Annotated in this window: 21 protein-coding genes; 10 read left to right on the forward strand and 11 right to left on the reverse strand. The window is 36.8% G+C overall.

The annotated features are described in order from the left end of the window. The first annotated feature begins 240 nt into the window (after positions 1-240). A complete protein-coding gene (gene nadA / locus MSWAN_RS04315) occupies positions 241-1,158 on the forward strand; it encodes a quinolinate synthase NadA (protein ID WP_013825389.1) in 918 nt (305 codons plus the stop codon). Positions 1,159-1,181: 23 nt separating this feature from the next. Next, complete coding sequence (locus tag MSWAN_RS04320) at positions 1,182-2,051, forward strand: aspartate dehydrogenase (RefSeq protein WP_013825390.1); 870 nt, start codon at positions 1,182-1,184, stop codon at positions 2,049-2,051. A gap of 91 nt (positions 2,052-2,142) precedes the next feature. On the opposite strand, the gene MSWAN_RS04325 is transcribed toward MSWAN_RS04320, so the two are convergent. Together MSWAN_RS04325 and MSWAN_RS04330 are read right to left on the reverse strand one after the other, a co-directional pair. Continuing rightward, entirely contained in the window at positions 2,143-4,203 is a 2,061-nt protein-coding gene (locus MSWAN_RS04325) for a Coenzyme F420 hydrogenase/dehydrogenase, beta subunit C-terminal domain (RefSeq protein WP_013825391.1), read from the reverse strand. Further along, the gene (locus tag MSWAN_RS04330; RefSeq protein ID WP_013825392.1) at positions 4,204-4,548 is read right to left on the reverse strand and encodes a PadR family transcriptional regulator; all 345 of its coding nucleotides are present in this window, start codon (positions 4,546-4,548) and stop codon (positions 4,204-4,206) included. Positions 4,549-4,759: 211 nt separating this feature from the next. Between MSWAN_RS04330 and MSWAN_RS04335 the strand changes: the two genes are divergently transcribed. Together MSWAN_RS04335 and MSWAN_RS04340 are read left to right on the forward strand one after the other, a co-directional pair. Continuing rightward, a complete protein-coding gene (locus MSWAN_RS04335) occupies positions 4,760-4,987 on the forward strand; it encodes a hypothetical protein (RefSeq protein WP_013825393.1) in 228 nt (75 codons plus the stop codon). 145 nt (positions 4,988-5,132) lie between these two features. Next, positions 5,133-6,059: a DNA-3-methyladenine glycosylase family protein gene (locus tag MSWAN_RS04340; RefSeq protein WP_013825394.1), complete on the forward strand. Its 927-nt coding sequence runs from the start codon at positions 5,133-5,135 to the stop codon at positions 6,057-6,059. A 113-nt stretch (positions 6,060-6,172) separates the two neighbouring features. On the opposite strand, the gene MSWAN_RS04345 is transcribed toward MSWAN_RS04340, so the two are convergent. The 6 genes from MSWAN_RS04345 to MSWAN_RS04370 form a co-directional block, all read right to left on the reverse strand. After that, a complete protein-coding gene (locus MSWAN_RS04345) occupies positions 6,173-6,364 on the reverse strand; it encodes a hypothetical protein (RefSeq protein WP_013825396.1) in 192 nt (63 codons plus the stop codon). A gap of 219 nt (positions 6,365-6,583) precedes the next feature. Continuing rightward, positions 6,584-7,366, reverse strand: a complete 783-nt coding sequence (locus tag MSWAN_RS04350; RefSeq protein WP_013825397.1) for a sulfite exporter TauE/SafE family protein — start codon at positions 7,364-7,366, stop codon at positions 6,584-6,586. A gap of 912 nt (positions 7,367-8,278) precedes the next feature. Then, positions 8,279-9,076 (reverse strand): sulfite exporter TauE/SafE family protein, encoded by a 798-nt coding sequence (locus tag MSWAN_RS04355; RefSeq protein ID WP_013825399.1) that lies wholly within the window; start codon positions 9,074-9,076, stop codon positions 8,279-8,281. Further along, on the reverse strand, positions 9,077-9,811 hold the full coding sequence (locus MSWAN_RS04360) for an MBL fold metallo-hydrolase (protein ID WP_013825400.1): 735 nt from the start codon (positions 9,809-9,811) through the stop codon (positions 9,077-9,079). It lies immediately after the preceding gene. 54 nt (positions 9,812-9,865) lie between these two features. After that, complete coding sequence (locus MSWAN_RS04365) at positions 9,866-10,087, reverse strand: AbrB/MazE/SpoVT family DNA-binding domain-containing protein (protein WP_013825401.1); 222 nt, start codon at positions 10,085-10,087, stop codon at positions 9,866-9,868. Between the two features lie 606 nt (positions 10,088-10,693). Beyond that, positions 10,694-11,206, reverse strand: a complete 513-nt coding sequence (locus tag MSWAN_RS04370) for a DUF6448 family protein (protein ID WP_013825402.1) — start codon at positions 11,204-11,206, stop codon at positions 10,694-10,696. A 138-nt stretch (positions 11,207-11,344) separates the two neighbouring features. Here MSWAN_RS04370 and MSWAN_RS04375 point away from each other — a divergent pair, with 138 nt between their 5' ends. The 3 genes from MSWAN_RS04375 (at position 11,345) to MSWAN_RS13050 (ending at position 13,222) form a co-directional block, all read left to right on the forward strand. Continuing rightward, complete coding sequence (locus tag MSWAN_RS04375; protein WP_013825403.1) at positions 11,345-11,692, forward strand: DUF488 domain-containing protein; 348 nt, start codon at positions 11,345-11,347, stop codon at positions 11,690-11,692. Positions 11,693-11,916: 224 nt separating this feature from the next. Then, positions 11,917-12,882, forward strand: a complete 966-nt coding sequence (locus tag MSWAN_RS04380) for an APC family permease (protein WP_227716990.1) — start codon at positions 11,917-11,919, stop codon at positions 12,880-12,882. Beyond that, complete coding sequence (locus tag MSWAN_RS13050; protein WP_227716991.1) at positions 12,875-13,222, forward strand: hypothetical protein; 348 nt, start codon at positions 12,875-12,877, stop codon at positions 13,220-13,222. The genes MSWAN_RS04380 and MSWAN_RS13050 overlap by 8 nt, the downstream gene beginning before the upstream one ends. A gap of 413 nt (positions 13,223-13,635) precedes the next feature. Here MSWAN_RS13050 and MSWAN_RS04385 read toward each other — a convergent pair whose 3' ends face one another. The 3 genes from MSWAN_RS04385 to MSWAN_RS04395 form a co-directional block, all read right to left on the reverse strand. Beyond that, complete coding sequence (locus MSWAN_RS04385) at positions 13,636-13,950, reverse strand: DUF2769 domain-containing protein (protein WP_013825404.1); 315 nt, start codon at positions 13,948-13,950, stop codon at positions 13,636-13,638. 98 nt (positions 13,951-14,048) lie between these two features. After that, positions 14,049-14,627: an isochorismatase family protein gene (locus tag MSWAN_RS04390; RefSeq protein ID WP_227716993.1), complete on the reverse strand. Its 579-nt coding sequence runs from the start codon at positions 14,625-14,627 to the stop codon at positions 14,049-14,051. Positions 14,628-15,473: 846 nt separating this feature from the next. Then, complete coding sequence (locus MSWAN_RS04395) at positions 15,474-16,376, reverse strand: UbiA family prenyltransferase (RefSeq protein ID WP_161597486.1); 903 nt, start codon at positions 16,374-16,376, stop codon at positions 15,474-15,476. 640 nt (positions 16,377-17,016) lie between these two features. On the opposite strand from MSWAN_RS04395, the gene MSWAN_RS04400 reads away from it, so the two are divergent. The 3 genes from MSWAN_RS04400 (at position 17,017) to MSWAN_RS04410 (ending at position 19,556) form a co-directional block, all read left to right on the forward strand. Next, on the forward strand, positions 17,017-18,516 hold the full coding sequence (locus MSWAN_RS04400) for a DUF2193 domain-containing protein (RefSeq protein ID WP_048187910.1): 1,500 nt from the start codon (positions 17,017-17,019) through the stop codon (positions 18,514-18,516). A gap of 65 nt (positions 18,517-18,581) precedes the next feature. After that, entirely contained in the window at positions 18,582-18,791 is a 210-nt protein-coding gene (locus MSWAN_RS04405; RefSeq protein ID WP_013825408.1) for a DUF2180 family protein, read from the forward strand. Next, positions 18,792-19,556, forward strand: coding sequence for an MIP/aquaporin family protein (locus MSWAN_RS04410; RefSeq protein WP_013825409.1), 765 nt, complete (start codon positions 18,792-18,794; stop codon positions 19,554-19,556). The last annotated feature ends 100 nt before the right edge of the window (positions 19,557-19,656 follow it).

The raw sequence follows: 19,656 nt of genomic DNA on the forward strand, positions 1-19,656 counted from the left end.
AATCGAACGGGGCATCTAAAATTATCTTCGCTCAATATCACCTTCAGGATGCCCTGATTTTTTTTTAAAGTGTCAAGAATTAGTATCCAGAGTAAGATTATGGTCAAAGAATTTATGAATTAAAGTAAGGAACTCAAATGATATTTAAAGAACTCAAATGCCAGATAGAGTTCAATTTTATGGTTTATTAGAACTCGAATCACATCAAAATTATTTTACAATCCTTAAAAGTGATCTCTCATGTTGAATGATCTGCAAGAAATTGAACGACTTAAAAAGGAAGAAAACGCGATAATATTAGCTCACAATTATCAAACAAGTGATATACAAGAAATTGCAGATTTTGTAGGAGATTCACTTGAACTATGTATAAAAGCATTAGAAATAGAAGAATCAGACGTTGTAGTTTTCTGTGGTGTTGATTTCATGGCAGAAACTGCCGCCATACTTAATCCATGTAAAAAAATATTGATTCCGGATATGGGGTCAAAATGCCCTATGGCGCAGATGTTACACGCAGAGGAGATTAGAAAAGCTAAAAATAGGCATCCTGATGCGGCAGTGGTGCTTTATGTTAACAGTCTGGCTGAAGCTAAAGCAGAGGCAGATATTCTATGCACTTCTGCCAACGCAGTTCAGGTGGTGGAAAGTCTTCCCCATGACAAAGTACTTTTCGGACCAGACAGAAACTTGGCCTGGTACGTCTCCCAAAGGGTGAACAAAACGATTATCCCCATACCTGAAGATGGGCACTGTTACGTTCATAAAATGTTTCATTTAGGAGATTTACATTTTCTGAGGGAAGAATATCCTGATGCAGAGATACTGGTCCATCCTGAATGCGATCGGGAGGTACAAGAAGCTGCAGACCATGTTTTAAGTACTGGGGGCATGATCCACCATGTGGCACAATCAATCCAAAAAACCTTCATTGTAGGTACTGAACTGGACATGATCACACGGTTGCGGCGGGAAAATCCAGATAAAACATTTATCCCTGCTTTAAACGAGGCAATCTGTGAGAACATGAAACTGCACACAGTTGAAAAGGTTAAAAATTGTCTTTTAAATGAAGAAGTCGTGGTTCAGGTTGATGAAAATATAGCAAACAGGGCAAAACTGGCAATTAAAAGGATGGTTGAGGTTTCTAAAAATTAATAAATGAATAGGTGTGTGGAGAAATGAATAAAACCGTTATGCATGAACTTTTAGAAATAAACAGAATTGAAAGTACCTTTCCTTTATGTAGCTCTGAAAATTTAGCCGATGATCATGAACAGAGTGTTAAGGTAGTCGGGATCCTGGGTTGCGGTGCCATAGCTAATATAATTACTAATTTTGCAGCTGAAGGAAAGCTTGGCGTTGATGTAAATTTTTTTTATGATAAAGATATTGAAAGGGCTGAAAACCTGGCATCACAGGTTGATGGGACTGTTTTGTTGAGTATAGAAGACATGCTGGACAAGGTAGACCTTGTAATTGAAGCAGCATCACCCCAGGCTGTCAGGGAAGTTGTTCCAACCATCATTGGTGCTGGTGTGGATATGATTGTCATGAGCGTTGGAGCCCTTTTAGACAATGAACTAAGGGAACGCCTTGATAAACTTGCAAAAGAGAACAATGCAAAGATATACGCACCTTCAGGAGCAATTGTAGGTATTGACGGTATCAAAGCAGCATCCATCGGTAAAATACAAAGCGCAAGTCTTGTAACAAGAAAACCTCCAAGATCCCTTGGAATTTCAACGGATGAGGAAAAGATCCTCTACGAGGGAAAGGCAGGAGATGCAGTTTTAAAGTTCCCAATGAACATAAACGTTGCAGCAACCTTAAGTTTGGCCTGTGGAATGGAAGTTGATGTTAAAATAATAGCAGACCCTGCAGTTGACCGAAACATGCACGAAGTCCATGTAATAGGAGAATTCGGAGAATTTAAAACCATCACAGAAAACATGCCATGTGCCACAAATCCAAAAACAAGCACTTTAGCTGCTTATGCTGCGATTAGACTTCTTAAAAGTTTAAACGAAAATTTGAAGATCGGGACATGAATTACTAATATTTTTTTCATTTATAAATCAAGATATCTGAAAAAAAATAATTGAAATGAAAAAAAGGGTTGTAAAAAAAACACTCCTATATTCAACCCTCAACTACCTTTTTCACTTCATCCAGGAATTTTGTCTGACCTATCCTTTTCATTGTACCGGCAAGTCTCTCCCTCTGAGGTTTATCAGCGTATCTGTTGTAAACTGTCAGGACACCGTCTATGAAATTTGTTATCTCATCAACACTTTTCAGTTTCATGCTAGCACCTTCAACAATTTCCCTTCCACCTTTGCCTCCAATGTAAACCATGAAACCTTCTTCTTTAACTTCTCTTGCCTCGTGTGGGCAGGCTTTCTGACACTTTCCACAGCCTATGCAGATGTTGTAGTTTGTATAGGATGTTTCTCCCCTGATGTTGATTGCCTCAACTTTACAGACTTCTGAGCACCGTCCGCAGCCGTTACATTTGTCTTCATTGGTTTTTGGGAATTTTATTCCAACGATTCCTGTGTCGTGAATCTGCGGCCTCATACACTTGTTGGGACATCCGCTGATGGCAATTTTGAATTTATAAGGTGTTGGCTTCTCCTTAAATTTGTCTTCGATGATGTTGCATATTTCTGTTGTGTCTATAAGTCCGCTTCCGCAGTTTTCCTTTCCAGGACATGCGAGTATGGCCCTGACAAGGGGACCTTCAGAACCTGTTGTGAGACCTTTTTCATTCAGCTCAAGTGCAACCTCCTCAACGTCAAAACCGCTGATGTCGTGAATTTCGTAGGCGCCCCTGTTTGTGAGTTTTATCCTTGCATTGTACCGTTCTGCTATGTCCAGAACTTCTTTTACCTCATCAACATCGTACCAACCTGCTGGTTTTGCCCTGATTCTTATGAAGTATGTACCGTCAGATCTTTTTGAAACACCTGCGTAGTCTGAAGCCCAGTAAAATGATACAAACTCATCATTTTCTTTTCTTCTTTTAAGTTCCCTCACGAACCTTTTTAGTTTGAAGCTTTGAAGTTTCTCCACGGCTCCAACATCCACACCTTCTTTAAGTTCCAGAGCGTTTTTAATTTCTTCCCCTTTCTCTGTTCTTATTATGATGGTTGAGTAACCGTTTGGACTTCCGGTGGAGCCGATTGAGACGTCTGCCAGTTCTGCATCGAAGTCCCTGCACATGTTACAGCCGGAGCAGAGTTCTATTTTTTTAAGATCTATCTTCTTCTCCTCTCCATTTACATAGACGAGGAGTTTTCCCATTTTAACGTCGAATTTCTCGGCATCTTTGATGTTTATGCTGTTATCTTTGAGGATCTCCTTTATGTTGCCGTAGTCGAATTTTTCTGTGCAGAACAGTCCTATCAAGTATTCGATTTTTGGGAGTTTTGCTGGTTTCCCACTTTTTCCAAGTTCTTCCTCGTGTTTAGCAAGGTATGGGAAGTACTGGAGTTTTCTAAGCCCGTTTATCTGACAGGGCAGGGCAACCACTGCAACCTTTTGAAGCCCCATTTCTCCGGCTGTTTTCAGGGCCTCAAGTGTTGATATGCTGTACTTTGACTTGGAGGTTTGAAGCAGGTCCTCTGCATCTTGAACTATCAATGAGACTGGTTTCCAGTGTTCGTCTCCAACCACTATGGCTCCGTCGATCTTGTTGATGTCGAGGAGGTGTTTCAGGAAGGCTGTTACTGCTCCACCATCCTGTCCTTTTAGATCTCCTTTTCCATAGTAATAGTCTTCTTTGAAGTTTTCCCTTATTTTTATCTGGTATTTTCCGGATGAAACCCTTGGACAGACTTCAAAACACATTCCATGCCCGTTTCTCAGGCATTCTTCTGTCAGCTCTGGTTTTCCCTCGAACGATAAGATGTTGTTGGGGCAGATAACTGTGCAGGTCCCGCATTTGGCGCATATATCACTGTCAACAATGCTATTCAGTTTCCAGGACTTTTTTTTCGGGTACATTTTGGCCATTTTTTCTGCAGGTCCCATCCGAGAAATTGCCTCGCGGATGATGTTCTCATCAACTTCAACATTTTTTTCAGCAGCAATAGCATCTGCACTATCTAAAATATGTGTTTTAAGTTCTTCAGCAACTTCTTTGTATTGATCTGGGCTCATGCCCTTTGTTACTTGGCTTATATAATTGTTGACGTACATTCAGTTATCCCCCTTATTGATATTATTTTCAAATTGTTCTAAAGCTGTGTTGATGGATTTAAGGGAATCCAACCAGCTTGTTCTAACCTGTTTACCGTATTCAGTTATCATGTAATATTTCCTGGGCCTTGAATCGTTGGTGTCCCAGCGGCTTGAAAGTAAATTATCATTTTCAAGACGTCTCAAAAGAGGGTATAATGTGCCTTCCTCCACTTTCAGTCCGGCACTCTTGAGGCTTTTGGTGATGTCATATCCGTACCTTTCATTTTCCAGCAGGCACATCACAGCAACCTGTATCACACCCCGTTTCATTTCAGTCTCGAATCGTTCAAAGATGTTAACCATTGTTGACCTCCATTACAATGTGACCTAAATAATTATGTCATACACTATACTGTACCGTACATAGTATATAAAAATGTGGAAATTGATGAAAGAAGTTTTTAAAATGTGGAGAAAAATAAATGAAGTTTTTTTGAACACATTTTTATGAATCAATACCCAAAATATAAGTAATGATAAAAAACTCATAATCTCCATTAAAGGGGCCGTTACCATGAAATCAAAGTATCTAAAAGGGGATATCAAACGGGTTGATAAAAAATTGGAAGAATTGAACCGTAAATATGAAATTATGAAATTTGAGGAGGTCATGGAAAAACTTGAGGATAGACAATGTGAGCTGGCCAAAAAGGAAAGCATTGAAAGCCTGGACTTTAAAGGTAAAGTTCTAAAGAAGGCCTATGAAGATGTGATCAAACTTGAAAGGGCTAAAAAGAAGTGAAATAAAATTAATTCAAGAAGATCATTTTTTTAGAAGCAGTACATGATTTTATCAATCATGATTTCGTGTCAATATCCAGATTATGGAACATAATGAACTAAAAACTAGATGGACTAAAAATATTATTTGAGCTTAGGGAATAAAAATGAGCTTGGAAAATGAAATGACTTCAAAATTAGATATATCTGCAATAAGTCCATTTAATTTTGATTTAAGTGTCAGGATATTCTCAGATGGAGATCCTGAGATACGTAAATATGAAAACGGAATGTTCTGGCAGGTTCTGAGAACGGATCAAGGTCTGGTACTCGTCACGGTTGAATCAGAAGATGCTGAAAATCTGACTGTGAAAATGGAATCAACAGAAGAGCTATCTCCTAAAAATTTAAAATCAATTTCAAACATGGTAAATAAGATCTTCAACCTGGATATGGACCTCAATCCATTTTACAGGGAAATTGAATCTGATGATGTCATGAACAGGATCACAGACAGACTTCACGGTCTTAAAAATCCCACCACACCCACTTTATTTGAAGCCCTGGTGGACTCTGTAGCTGAACAGCAGCTATCTCTGAAGGCAGCCCACAGCATTGAAAATCGTGTTATAAAAAGTTTTGGGCCGTCAATTAACATTAAGGGAAAAACATGTTATGCGTACCCAACACCCGAAGATTTTGCTTTTCTGGAGCTCCAGAAACTCCGAGACTGTGGTTTGAGTTTTCGAAAGTCAGAGTATATCCGTGACCTCTCGCTTGGCATATTAAACCATGAAATAGACCTGGACCAGATAGGGAAACTGAACAGCACTCAAGATATGATAGATGAACTGTGTAAAATAAGAGGTGTGGGTGTCTGGACAGGGGAGCTGGCGGTACTGAGAGGTTTGGGCAGGTTAGATGCCCTGCCTGCTGATGATATCGGCCTGCGCCGGGCAATATCTCATTTCTACCGTGACGATGTAAGGATATCTGCAGATGAAGCCTGTGAAATCGCCCATAATTGGGGAAAATGGAAAGGTTTGGCCGGATACTATTTGATTGTGGCAGAGATTATGGGTTTAAAGGTATGATAAGTCATGTACTCCAGATTCAAATTTAATAACCCCTTCTAATAATCTATTCACATTTATTCTATTTTTCCCTGCATCTTTCCTTGAATTTACTTTCCGCATCTTTTCCTAATTTATCTTCCCCTTAACATCTTTTTTTGGAGTTTTTCCATTTTTTTAGATTCTTTGAGCTGTTTTTCAATATTACCATCTTCTATGAAAACTGGCCCCTGGTAGCCACATTTTTCACATTTCCAGATAGATGTCTGAGGAACGTGGAGTTTCATTCTTTTTGAACCGCATTTAGGGCAGGATACTTTTGCCATTTTAATTGTCCTCCTAAACTGAATAAGACTAACTGTTTCATTTCAAAAATTTCCATAAGTATTAAAGATTCTCGTTGATTTAGGATAAGTTGATGATTGTATTTAAAAATAAAGGATAAATTGGTATACGCTTCAGAAATCTAAGTGCTATAAAAAAAATATGGGATAAAATGGGTGAATAAATTACCATGGGTTGAATAAATTATCCTAATGAATAAATTATCTTAAGATCATGGCAAAACCTAAAATGAGATTCAAAAACACCAATAAAGGCGCATAAATCTTCTCAAGAGTCTGATCTTCGATTTTATTAACCAGTTTAGGACCTAAAAAGGCACCGATAGCTCCCCCACCTCCCAGAAGGATGATAAGCACGGGATCAAACTGTCCTAACATGAAGTAGCCTGCCACCCCTGATACTGAGTTGAAGATGAGTACAAAGATGGATGTGCCCACAACAACTGCGGCGGGTAATCCCAGGATGTATAAACCTGCAGTAACTGGGGGTGTTCCGCTTATCCCGAATACTCCTGCCAGAATACCTGATACAACACCAAAAAGTGAGCCTGCAAATTTCTTTGGCCCTGTAAATGTTGAGGATTTCCTTTTCATGTTACCTGGATTTTTTTGCCTTTTAAGTGCACTGGATACCATGGGGATGATCATTATAAGCAAGAAAACACCTAAGATCTTTCTTAAGAGGATCGAAGGGAGTAAATTGGAGATATAAGCTCCTATCAATGCTCCAGCTATTCCTCCTATTCCAAAGATCATGCCGATATGGAAGTTCACATTACCAATGCGGTTGTGGCTGATTGTGCCCATGACTGTGGTGGGCAGTACACATGCAAGCGAAGTTGCCACTGCAAGTTGGGTTGGAACATTGAATAAGAGGGTTAAAACTGGAACGTAAAAAACACCACCCCCTCCGCCAATTACGGTTACAAATAGGCCTATTAAAAATCCAAAGAAAGGAAGCAGGATCAAGTTAGGATCGATCATCTGTTAAACACGTCCAGTAAAAAAGAAGTCCTGAGGCATGTTAAAGCAATTCTGCAGTTTTATAGATTTTATCGTTGAATAGACCTCCATGATAACGTCAATGTAGTATTTTTAATTAAGTAAACATGGTATTAGATGTTTTAAAATTTATCGGTAATCCAATATAATGCTTGTGGAAAATTTGTAACATTAAATTTGCATATAGTTGGGAGGCATGAATCTTTAAAATTAAGTACATCCAAGTTTAAAAGAGTAATCATTCTTCATTTTGCTAATTCAGATTCATTTACCATGGACAAATTATATAAATTTATATAGAAAATAAACCAAAGACTAAGTATCGGCGATTTTCAAGCGGAGAATGTTTAGGATCGCGGATCAATAACACTGAAAAAAGTTATATTAACCTTATTCAGGTTAAAAAAAGCAATTTTAAGTACTGTTACTATTCTAGTGCAGGTTATCTTTAAAATTAGTAAATTTAGGAGAATAAAAAAATGGCAAAAGTGAAAGGAACTAATAAAAGAACAAGACCTAAATCAAATTCTATAAAACCAGGAAGTAAAAGAGGAAGAGGAGTTAAGAAACGAGGTTAATAATATTAACCCGTTACATAAGGGGCATCTCAGTAAAATTGGGATTGTAACTCCCCTCATTTATGATTTATTAAACTTATTTTTGTATTAAATTCATTATATTACTTGGAACCGGAAATTTACTCGTATTAACCTCTCTGCTTTTGTAATTTTACCTAAAATAGATTAAGTACTGTTTAATTGATTATTTATTCAAAACAGTTCTCAACCTTTTTTTTACCTTTGAAGTTCTTACATTTAGGTCAGGCATAAATATTCATTAAATATAATTTATTACTACAGTCCTTTGATTCTATAAACAGATGTATTTGGTAGTTTATGCCAGTATCATTGCTAGGCCCATGGTAAAACTTATAGTCACAAGCAAAGGCGCATAGATTTTCTCAATGGTCATTGGATCAATTTTTTTAAGCAGTTTAGGTCCTATAAATGCACCTACAGCTGCCCCGCCACCAAGAAGAATTATCAGAGTCAGATCTAACCTTCCTAATAGGAAATAACCCCCTATACCTGCAATTGAGTTAAAGATAAGTACAAATACAGTTGTACCCACAACCATTATGGCGGGCAGGCCTAAACTATAAAGTCCTGCAGTAACAGGTGGTGTTCCACTTATTCCAAAAACTCCGGCCATTAATCCGGATGCGACTCCAAAAAAAGAGGCTATAACTCTTTTAGGTCCTGTAAGCGTTGTAAATTCTTTTTTACTTTCATCTCCTTTTTTACATTTGTCTGTATTTTCACGTCTTTTCAATGCACTTCGTATCATTGGAATCAGTAATATCAATGTAAAAATACCTAAAATCCTTCTTAAAAGGATCGGAGGAATCATATTGGCAATATAGGCTCCTATTACTGTGCCTATTATTCCTCCGATTCCTAAAATCAAGCCCGTGTGGATATCCACATTACCCTCACGATGGTGACTGAGAGCCCCTACAGCTGTGGTGGGTAAGACTGATGCTAAAGATGTAGCTACAGCCACTTGTGTGGGTACACCAAAAAGCAGTGTCAAAACAGGTACATACAGTCCACCTCCACCTCCACCTAACATAGACACTAAGAGGCCTATAAGAAATCCGAATAAGGGAAGTAGAATTAGATTAATATCCATTCAATTACCCTTTAGCTCTTTAATTTTTTGATGGGGGTTGTCGTTGAACAGGCCTCCATGGTAACTTATCACATTCTCAATATCATATTCTTCCAATTTACTGAGGGATTTAAGGGCAATTTCAGTTGATTTTTCATCCATGATCTGCTCATTGGGACCTACAAGTTCTCCGTTAAAGATGTTCAGTTCATCTCCTGCAATAAGGGTTTTACTCATTTCATGGTAGAGGCATATATGTCCAGGTGTATGTCCTGGTGTGTGTATCACCTTAATACCTCCACAGAAACTTAACTGTTCATTGTCTCTCAAGGTTCTCTTAACCTCTACATGGGGAATGTTATTTATCTCCATGGCCATTTTCCGCTCTTTATCCGGTAACGAATTGATACGGTCCATAAACTTTGAATTTAAACGTACAAGTTTCTTCTCACCTTGAATGTATGGTTTGTCCGCTTCATGTGCTAATACTTCAACTTCAGGCAGTTCATCTAAGATATCCTTAAGCCCTCCAATATGGTCAATATCCTGATGGGTTATTATGATCTTGCTGAGCCTTCCAAAGGGCACACCTGCATTTTCCATTGCATTTTTAATTCCATCTAAGGTACCGGGTGCTCCACTGTCAACCAGGATAACTGTTTCAGCATCCCATATGAGAGTTGGATAAATTGTGCTTTTCCTTCCCGTAATATTCATTGGTAATTTTAGCATTGCTATTCCATCTGCTATTTTCAACTTCACCACTCCTTTCAAGTTAAGAAAAAATAGTATTTAAAAATAATTTCGGTATTAATCTTGTTTATCCAAGTCTTCCAATATTTTAAGAGCATAATCTCTCATAACATCCTCTTTCAAGATTGTGAGTATTTGCCTTTTATCTCTTCCAAACACTACTAAGCTATCTCCAGGTTTTATATCAAATTTATCCCGAGCTTCTTTGGGAATAACAATCTGTCCCCGTTCGCCTACTTTAACAGTGCCAAAAAGATAGTTATCCTTCATAATTCCCATGAATATCATCCTCCATCATCTTGAGTAAATCCTACTAATCATACAATACATATTTAAACATATTTATCATATAATTCCAATTCAAACATGTATATCATACAATTCATATTTAAACTTTACCAAGCTAAAGTTCTACAAACTTTATATTTACTGGTTAAATGAGCAACCTATTAATGTTGAAGCCAATCTCACTAAAAAAAGGATTGAAACTGCTGCTTTGTGTTTACCTTTTTTCTATTCTTAAACATATTGCAAAGGGCATCAGTAAAAAGAAATATGATAAAAGATCAAACTGAAAGTTTCAAAAAAGCATCCATAAATGTAAAAAAAATTCCCCCAAAAAATCCAAAATATAATTTACTTCGTAATAGTATCGTTTAACGAAGTAAATTTGTTAGAAAATATCTCAAATTTCATCTAAAAAAACAATGAAAAAGGCATGTATTTCAACCACTAGATATGTATATAACTCGTCATTTTGGCCCATTTTCAAGATATTTGAAATGAGATGTTGATCTTATTTGCAAATGCTGATTCAATAATAAAATTATTGCACTTCATATATCACACATTAAAGTTACAGATATTATCTGTTCATTTTAATTATTAATCAGCTCCACCGGATATAATATATTTATAAAGGTGGTGTGATGATAAGACAAAATGGAGCATTGATTCTGTATATTTCCGTGCAGCATCTACATTATTTATGTCATAATCCTTTGTTGACATGGCCGCATCAAATTTTTTTCGCATTTCTTTTTCAACCACACTTTTTATAAACTCTATGGTTTCTGTGGGATCTCCCTTTTCTATATCCCTTTCTGCTCTTGGAACAACAGGACCCCAGTCCAATCCGGCTGGTTTAAGACCGGTGTAAGGAGCACCTTCTCCTTCCCGATGCAGACGTACAGCTGTTTCAAAAAACCATAGATCAACAATTTCTTCGGCATCTTTTCCTAATTTTCTTGCCTTAAGGGTTTTATTAAATGCTCGGGTTAGCTCTTCCTCTGATTTTTTAGGTACAAATGGAAGAACATAATTAACATTTTCCATTTTTAAAGCCATTTTACAAGCCGTAACTACCGGGCCATCCATAGTATCGCAATGAGGTGCCATATGTATCACTCCTACCTTTTTGAATAAAAAAATTCCCCAAATTTTTGTGACTATACTTATTTATTTTGTCTGGAATTTGAATAAATTTTTGGAGTATTAATTTTAATATTCATTGGCTACATAAATAATAAAGATAATATGATAAAAATCAAAAGAGCTTACCAACCCTCCGAAGAAAGTGATGGCTTTAGAATACTGATAGATAGACTATGGCCTCGTGGAATATCAAAGGTGAAAGCAAAATTGGATTTATGGATGAAAGACATCGCCCCTTCTAATAATTTACGTAAATGGTTCGATCATGACCCTGTAAGATGGGATGAATTTCAAAGTAAATACAATGAAGAGTTGAAGGATAAAAAGGAATTTTTAAAACAGATAAAGGAATTAGAGAAAAGTAACTTAACTGTCACCTTAGTTTATGGGGCTAAAGATGAGGAACATAACAATGCTGTAGTTTTAAGGGATGTATTAAAGAACTTCTAATGAAACTGGTTGTCCAATTCATCTGAAGAAATTTGTGACATTGGATGAATCTACGTTTGACACATAGCGAGAACTGTTACGTAGCTTATGTGGATCCTGAAAACAAAGGTGGTGTTGGAATCTCATTATCCCATATGGCGGATGGTTGAGATGTACAGGAAGAAAAAGTTTTAAGGAAATCTACATAATTTGTACTCTAAAATCATTAGAAATATTTGATTAGTATGAGTAAAGATGCTCCAGATGTAAAACCTATTGGTATATGGTCTGCCGTTGCCATTGGAGTGGGTGGTATGATCGGGGCGGGCATTTTTTCTATTTTGGGTATTGCAACCACTATAACTGGTAATTTAATTTATATATCTTTTTTAATTGGAGGCGCGATTGCAATCCTCAGCACCTATTCCTACGCCAAGTTAGGAACCAGATATCCATCTGCAGGAGGACCTGTAGAATTTTTATTGAGGGGATTTGGTGATGGTATTCTGAGTGGAGGATTTACTTTTCTTTTATGGATCGGATACATTTTCGCCCTTAGTGTTTATGCAGAGGCTTTTGGAAGCTATGCTGCCACTTTCCTGCCTAAATATCAATCATTCTCCGTTACTATTTTGGCAGCGTTAATTATCCTGATCTTCATGTCAATCAATTTTTTGGGGCCCAAAGTAGTTGGAAGATCAGAAATATTAATTGTGGGAATAAAGGTAGGTATATTGATAACGTTTGCAGTAGTGGGGCTGTTCTTTATAAAACCTTCCCTATTAATAATTTCACACCTTCCGAAAGTTACTGACTTATTGACAGCATCTGCATTATTGTTTTTAGGATATCAAGGTTTTGGTTTAATCACAAATACAGCTGAGGATATAAAAAACCCTGAGAAAAATATATCCCTGGCGCTGTACATTGCAGTTGTACTAGTGATCTTGATCTACGTATTGGTTTCTGTGGTGGTGGTAGGAAATCTAACAATCCCTGAGATTTCTATAGCGGCTGATTATGCCTTAGCAGCCGCAGCAGAACCATTTGTAGGAACATTAGGGTTTACTATAATGGCCATAGCAGCCATAATGTCAACTTCATCTGCAATTAATGCCACATTATACGGTGGGGCTAATATAAGTTATTTAATGGCAAAAAAAGGGGAACTGCCCAAATTTTTTAATAGAACAACCTGGCGAGATGGTTAAAGAAGGTTTAGTTATCACCAGCGCCATGGTCATCATTTTCACCACATTCCTCAACTTGAGCAGTGTGGCTTTGATGGGCAGTGCGTTGTTCCTGATAATCTATACTGGAGTGAACTTCGCCCATCTTAAAGTACATAAAGAAACCAATGCAAACAAATATATCATCTGGCTTGCCATACTTGGCTGTCTATTTGCATTAACAGTGTTAGTTTATTACCAGATTTACAATTCACCTTTAACTATTGAATTGTTGGTGACAGTGGTAACTGCAGTGTTTTTAATTGAATTTATCTATCGCAAATACACCAAGCGGGCGTTAAAAAAGAGAAAGATAAGTTGAAATGCCTAATAAAAACAGGATTATCCTCCTCAATTTGTAAAGAAGGATTTATAAAGATATAATTATAAAACCTCTTAGCTACATTTTTAAGAGTTTTGGGCGTTATTGAAACTTTTTTTGTACTTTATTTAGGAGTTAACATATTGAAATTATCTCTTCTTGTACTCCAATCTTTTATTTATCTTAATCTCTTTGTAGTGGGCCATTTAATAGTATTTATGTCAAGAACCAAAGGCCATTTCTGGGAAATTAACCAACACCACAGCTTTTCATTTGCCATCACATTTTCAAGAAATCAAAAAATGTGAAAAAGTACCTTTTTATGTCTCATACATATACATGGAATAGTTTATTTAGTGCATGTTTGAACTATTTGGAATTTGGGCTCTGATCAGGTAAATTTATTTATGGGATTATCTGGCTTTTCCATCTCTGCAGTAATATTTGGTGGGGTTGTTCTCTTTTAGATCATTTTCCTTCCAGACATCACAGTCTTTGCACACACATTCTTCTTCAAAACTGAAATTACTACAAGTTGCCTTGCATGTGGCACAGTAAAGCCATGGGAACTCTTCAGGTTCTAACAGGGAAACTGTGTCTACACCCTTTGCTTCCATTTTCTGTATTTTTCCCGTTCTTTCCTTAAAACAAGCATTATATGATTGAACAGGACATTTACCACAGGTGCATTTTAACATATTTTCAAGGGTATAGTCAACTTTTCCCATATTAACATCCCTGGGATGTATTGCACTTCTGTCGATCTTCTAAAGTTTTTTTTGTCTTATTTCCCAAAAACTCATTCTTGTATAACACAATGCCCTTATTACTGAAGTCCGATCATTGCACCGTACTTTGAGTACACTTCTTCGAGAAGCTCAGCAGATTTTGGATTGTCCCAGTCATGCATCCATTCTGAAACCAGTGACTCAAGGGTAATTGGAACAACTCCAGCCTGCAGCATTCTTTTGACACCGTATTTATGTGCATCTGGAGTGGAATCACCAGCAGCGTCAATTAATCCGTAAACTTCGTATCCCTCTTTCAAGCCGTGGAGTGCTGTGTAGGTAAAGCACATACTGGTCCACAATCCTGAAACAACTATCTTTTTTCTTCCTGTTTTTTTAACTGCGTTCCAGGTTTTCTCATCTTCAAATGCATCGAAACTCGGTACTTCCCGTGCGAATACTTCCTGATCTTGGAATAGTGTAGTAATTTCTGGAAAAACGTCCCCGTTATATTGAGGATTGATGAAGGATAGAACAACAGGGACTTTCAGGATCCTTGCAGCTTTAGCTGCGCAGATAACAGCGCTCTTAATCATGGTTTTATCCCTCGATGCAATACTTTTAATCATTGTGGGTTGATAGTCCACTAAAACCAGAACGCTATTTTTATCTGTCAATAAATCCAACTTCCCATCTTAAATTTGCCATTTTATATCCTCTCTTTTTATTAGGATGAATAGATTTCTTTCCCTATTTCTTTTTATTTGAAAATCTGTCTCAAGAAAATACGACACGCATATCCCCATTTTTTTTTATTGAATACGTCCTTAGGTAATATTTTATAGAACATGAATTATAAATTTTATGATTCCTAACAGCAAAATACGCGTATTTTGCGGGTTTTCAGTTAAAATAGAATCTAAATTCGTTTAATGGCAGAAATCAAGCTGAAAAATAGCCTTATTAAAAAGTATAAGGTTATGTTATCTGAAAAATAAATAAAAATAGTTAGTAAGTTGATAGGTTAACTTGATCAATTATAAAGAACTGAGAGTTGAATTGGGTTAACTTGAAGCTGTGAAATTAAATTATAGAAGGAACCTTCTGAAAACGTTTTTAATAACAGAAACATCTCCTCTTTTTATTTTTCTTTAAATGCTTTGCAATGGGAAATTTTTGTGTATTGTGTTTCATAAACATTTGATGTTTATTGTAATTCTTGATCGGTATGTACCATCAATATATAATCTAAAATCTGTTATGAAATCTTTTTATACTGTAGAATATATGAAATGCAAATTCATAATTTATTTGTGTTTAATTTTGGACTCTTATACTCTCATTTTCTGCTCTGGAAATCAATGTTAATGTGTATTTTCCAAAAAAGAAAAATTAAAAAAATATATGGATCTCAGTTGCGTGGTTACATTAAACCATTTATTTAGCTGGTTTTTGGTGGGCTTAAAAATTTATCAGTTTTTTTTATATTTTGAATGGTTTGATCGAAAGTAGGGTCATGGAAATTATAAAGTAAGGATCGTCGGAATCATACTGGCTGCAAATAATACAAGTGGCCACAATATGAACTCTGCATCTGCAAGGGTTTGAGATATTAAACTCATCTCATCTGCATTGGCGTTTGAGGCTTTTTTCATATAATGGAAGCTGTATGCTAAAAATACCAGCATAACCAAGGTGAAAGCAGGAATCAGATGGAGGTAAACGCCTGCAAATAATGGTAAAAATGCTATTATGTTCATTCCACGCAGTAAGTTCAAAGTATTTTCTTTTCCAATAAGTACAGGCACTGTTTTCAACCCTTCTTTTTTATCTCCTTCTATATCTTTGATATCAAAGAATATGATGTTCGGCAGACATTTCAGGAATATAAAAAGAAATATCAACATAAATGCAAGGTTCAAGTTCATAGAATAATACAGTGGAATGAAAAATGTTCCTGCAATTGCCCATGTTAATGCGGTATAAATATTTTTAAAACCCGGAACCTTCTTTGTAATACCCTTTAACCCGAAAGTGTAAAGCATACCCACCAAAACTGTTACCAGAATGAAAAGTATCAGTTCGTAGTTTGAGAAAAGAATCAAAAGTGATACAAGGAGTACCGCGTATGATGCCATGATAAAAGGATATATCTTCGCCTTTTTATTAAAATAAGCGGCTCTTTCAGAATTTGTGGCCATGTCTTTATCCATATCTCTATAATAATCATAGCTGTAAACCATTAATGGAATCAGGTACGCTATGACCAGTATGGGTAAGCCAACTTTGATGTTTGCAAGTACGGATACAGAAAAAACAAATGCCGGGCTGCAAAGCGCAGCTAAATATCCGCCATAAACTATTTCGTCCTGCAACTGGGATAAATGTCTGGAGAAATCATTCTGTACATTAATATGCTCATTCATATAAATCACCATGTCCTATTTATGCTGAATAAGATATTATATATTAATGTGGTTTGTATTTTTTTTAAGAGTTTAAATCTATTTTAAAAGTTAAATTCCCCCCTTTAAATTTCAAATTTTATTTATCTAAATCTATTTTAAATGATTTTTAGGTTATTAAAAGAAAATTTAATGTTTTTTTGGAATTAATTTGGTGAAAACTACTAAATATGAAGATGTGGCTCTGATCGAACTTATTTCATTTAATTTCTAGGTTTTGATTATTTAAGTCCGATGAATGTCTATAATTTTAATATTATCATCCTGGCCAATATGATCTTTTCTTTGAGATACGGATTTATTTTTTAAATTTGCAACGAAAAAATTCATCTTCAGTGTTGATTTGATAACATAACTCCCCTTATATTTATTAAGAGAAGAATATATAAATTTATTTAAATATTACATTTTTCCACTTTTTTTAAACATTTTTAAGGATATTTAGATATTAAACGGTTTAATAGAAATGTTTAAACCTATTTTGATGATAAAAATTTCCCAAATTTGACTAAAAACTTTTTTTAAATGGTTTTAATGGGATTAGACATATTTAGATAAATATATGATAAAGAACCATCATAATATAATAAATGGTGATATGATGTCGGAGATATACGAAAAAATGGTAAAAGAGGCCATTGCGGCCCAAAAAGCAGATTTAGAGACCATTAGAAAAAAAAGAGGGGGACAATTCAAAGTAACGGATACCAAGGCGTACCTTGATGTTGTAAATAAAATGACGGTTGCGGATGGTCAAAGCAAGTCTGTAATAGATCTTCACGTTGATTCAGTAAATGCACATTATAACACACTCACCGGACTCACAGATACGGTCAGACCCGAAGACGACCCATTTGTGGAACACTACCAAACTCCTGCAGTACTTGAAATACTCTACAAGGAAGATGAAGCTTTTAAAATGAGTGTAGATAAATTTATAGATGCCATAGGCAAATCTGAAGCATTGATAGGTCGTGAGGTTGTAAGGAGGTACGGGGGTTTTTACGGCCCAACGTGTGTGGTTGATTTTGCCTTAATACCTGGAAGTACAAGCAACGTTGTAAACCAGATACTCCAGAATGTGGACATTCCATTAGAACACAAACAGGCAATACTTTCGGCAAAATCATGGGGTATGAACACATCCTATGGAATAGGGGAGGTTTTTTCAGATGAAATAGAAAAGGGTGCAACACTTGCTGATGCCCTTAAAAATGAAATTAAAATGATAAAACATGTATATGAAAATCCAATCGATGCTCAAACGGAACTAATGGCTGCTGCAGGTCATGAATCATTTGATGTCAATAAATACATGCTTCAATACAAAAAAAAGATGGAAAAAACTGTTAAAGCAGCTATGGACGATGGAGTCCACTATGGAAACATTGTAACGGTTCCAGCATACTGTGTTGGTGATATATCACACCATATGGCCCAGTCAACCTACAACATGTGTAAAGATGATGTGATACTGGCTGTGATCGACGCCACAACCAATGTTATGGAGTCAACACTTACCAAAGCAATTCCAAAATTCAAAAACGAATACGAACCATTAGCCCTTGCAACAGGTTCATCGGCATGCTCAGTTGAATACATACTTGAATTGGATGGCTTCAACGCACCCATGATAGTTGACTTACTGACCAAAAGGTTCCATAACTACGTACAGCAGTACCCAACACGTGGGGCAGCAGCAGAACTTCACAACTGTGATTTCATGGACATGATCTACAGGGGCTGGAAGCACATGGACAAGGAAAGAAGAATGAAAAACGGTTCAAAAGGACCATTAGAACCTGATGTTGAGGGATTCAAAGTAAACCTTGATCCTATTCATAAAAATGAGGTTTTAATGAATCCTCAGCGCTACGCATACCCTGCCTGTGCAATTTCCGTGAGGTTCTCAGCACTTATGAGACTGGCTGATTACCCATGTTTACTCACAAGCGAACCTGTAACAGCAACCATGATGACCAACATAATTTCAATGCACAAGGAAAGTCCTGCATCCCCTGCAAGAGTCTGTAAAGGATGTGCTTCAGCATCGCTTGTGGACTTTAGACATGATTACTGCCAGTGGAGAGAAGCAGTATAAATAAGCAGAATGTGGTGCGTAAAAATAAATCAAAACATAAATAACTTGTAAAAAGGTGTATTAAGATGAAATGTTACGTCTGCGCAAAGGAAGGTAAAGATACAGATGCCGTTGCCGTTTGCATAGTGTGCGGTATGGGTCTCTGCATGGATCATGTAATAAGAGAGGATATTGATGTTTGGGAAGGAGGATACCCATTCCCCGCTGAGAAGATGAGAAAAGTTCTTCCAAGGATTTTATGCCCGGAATGTTCAGCTGCAATGCGTGGTGATTAAATGGCCGAACTTTCCGGCTTTAAAAATCTTTCCAAGAGGTGCCTTGCAGAATTTATTGGCACATTTTTCCTGGTTTTTATAGGGGCTGGAGCTGCGGCCATAACCCTTATGATAACCAAAGGTACCTTACCTCCAAACAGTTTCAATATTGGCATAGGTGCCCTTGGAGGTCTTGGGGACTGGTTTGCAATAGGTATGGCATTTGGTCTTGCAATCTCGGCTGTGATATATGCATTGGGTAACATATCCGGTGCCCATATAAACCCTGCAGTCACAATAGGTCTCTGGGCTGTTAAAAAGTTCCCTGGAAGAGATGTTGTTCCTTACATAATATCCCAGCTTGCAGGAGCATCTGTTGCCAGTTTATTATTCGCTGCTGTGGTTGGTATGGGTGCTGTAACCATTGGTGGACTTGGTGCAACTGCTCCATTCCCTGGAATTGGATATATTCAAGCTATAGTTGCCGAAGCCATTGGAACATTCCTATTGATGCTTGCCATAATGGGTGTTGCAGTTGACAAAAGGGCAACTCCAGGTTTTGCGGGCCTAATTATAGGTCTTACAGTTGCAGGGATAATTACGACTTTGGGTAATATAACTGGAGCTTCAATAAACCCTGCAAGGACATTTGGACCTTATCTGGGCGATATTTTATTGGGTGGAAGCAATCTCTGGGTCTATTTCCCTATATATGTAATTGGACCAATTGTGGGGGCTGTTCTAGCAGCATTTGCCTATAAATTCATGGCCGGTAATGAGTTGTAGTTTACTTGAGTGTAGTTACGGAATTTTCAGTAATTTTAAGAAATAAATGAATATTTTTTATTTTCTTAATCAGTTTTTTAATCCTTTTTTTTTGCTTTGG

This window comes from Methanobacterium paludis (assembly GCF_000214725.1).
GTDB classification, from domain to species: Archaea; Methanobacteriota; Methanobacteria; order Methanobacteriales; family Methanobacteriaceae; genus Methanobacterium_C; species Methanobacterium_C paludis.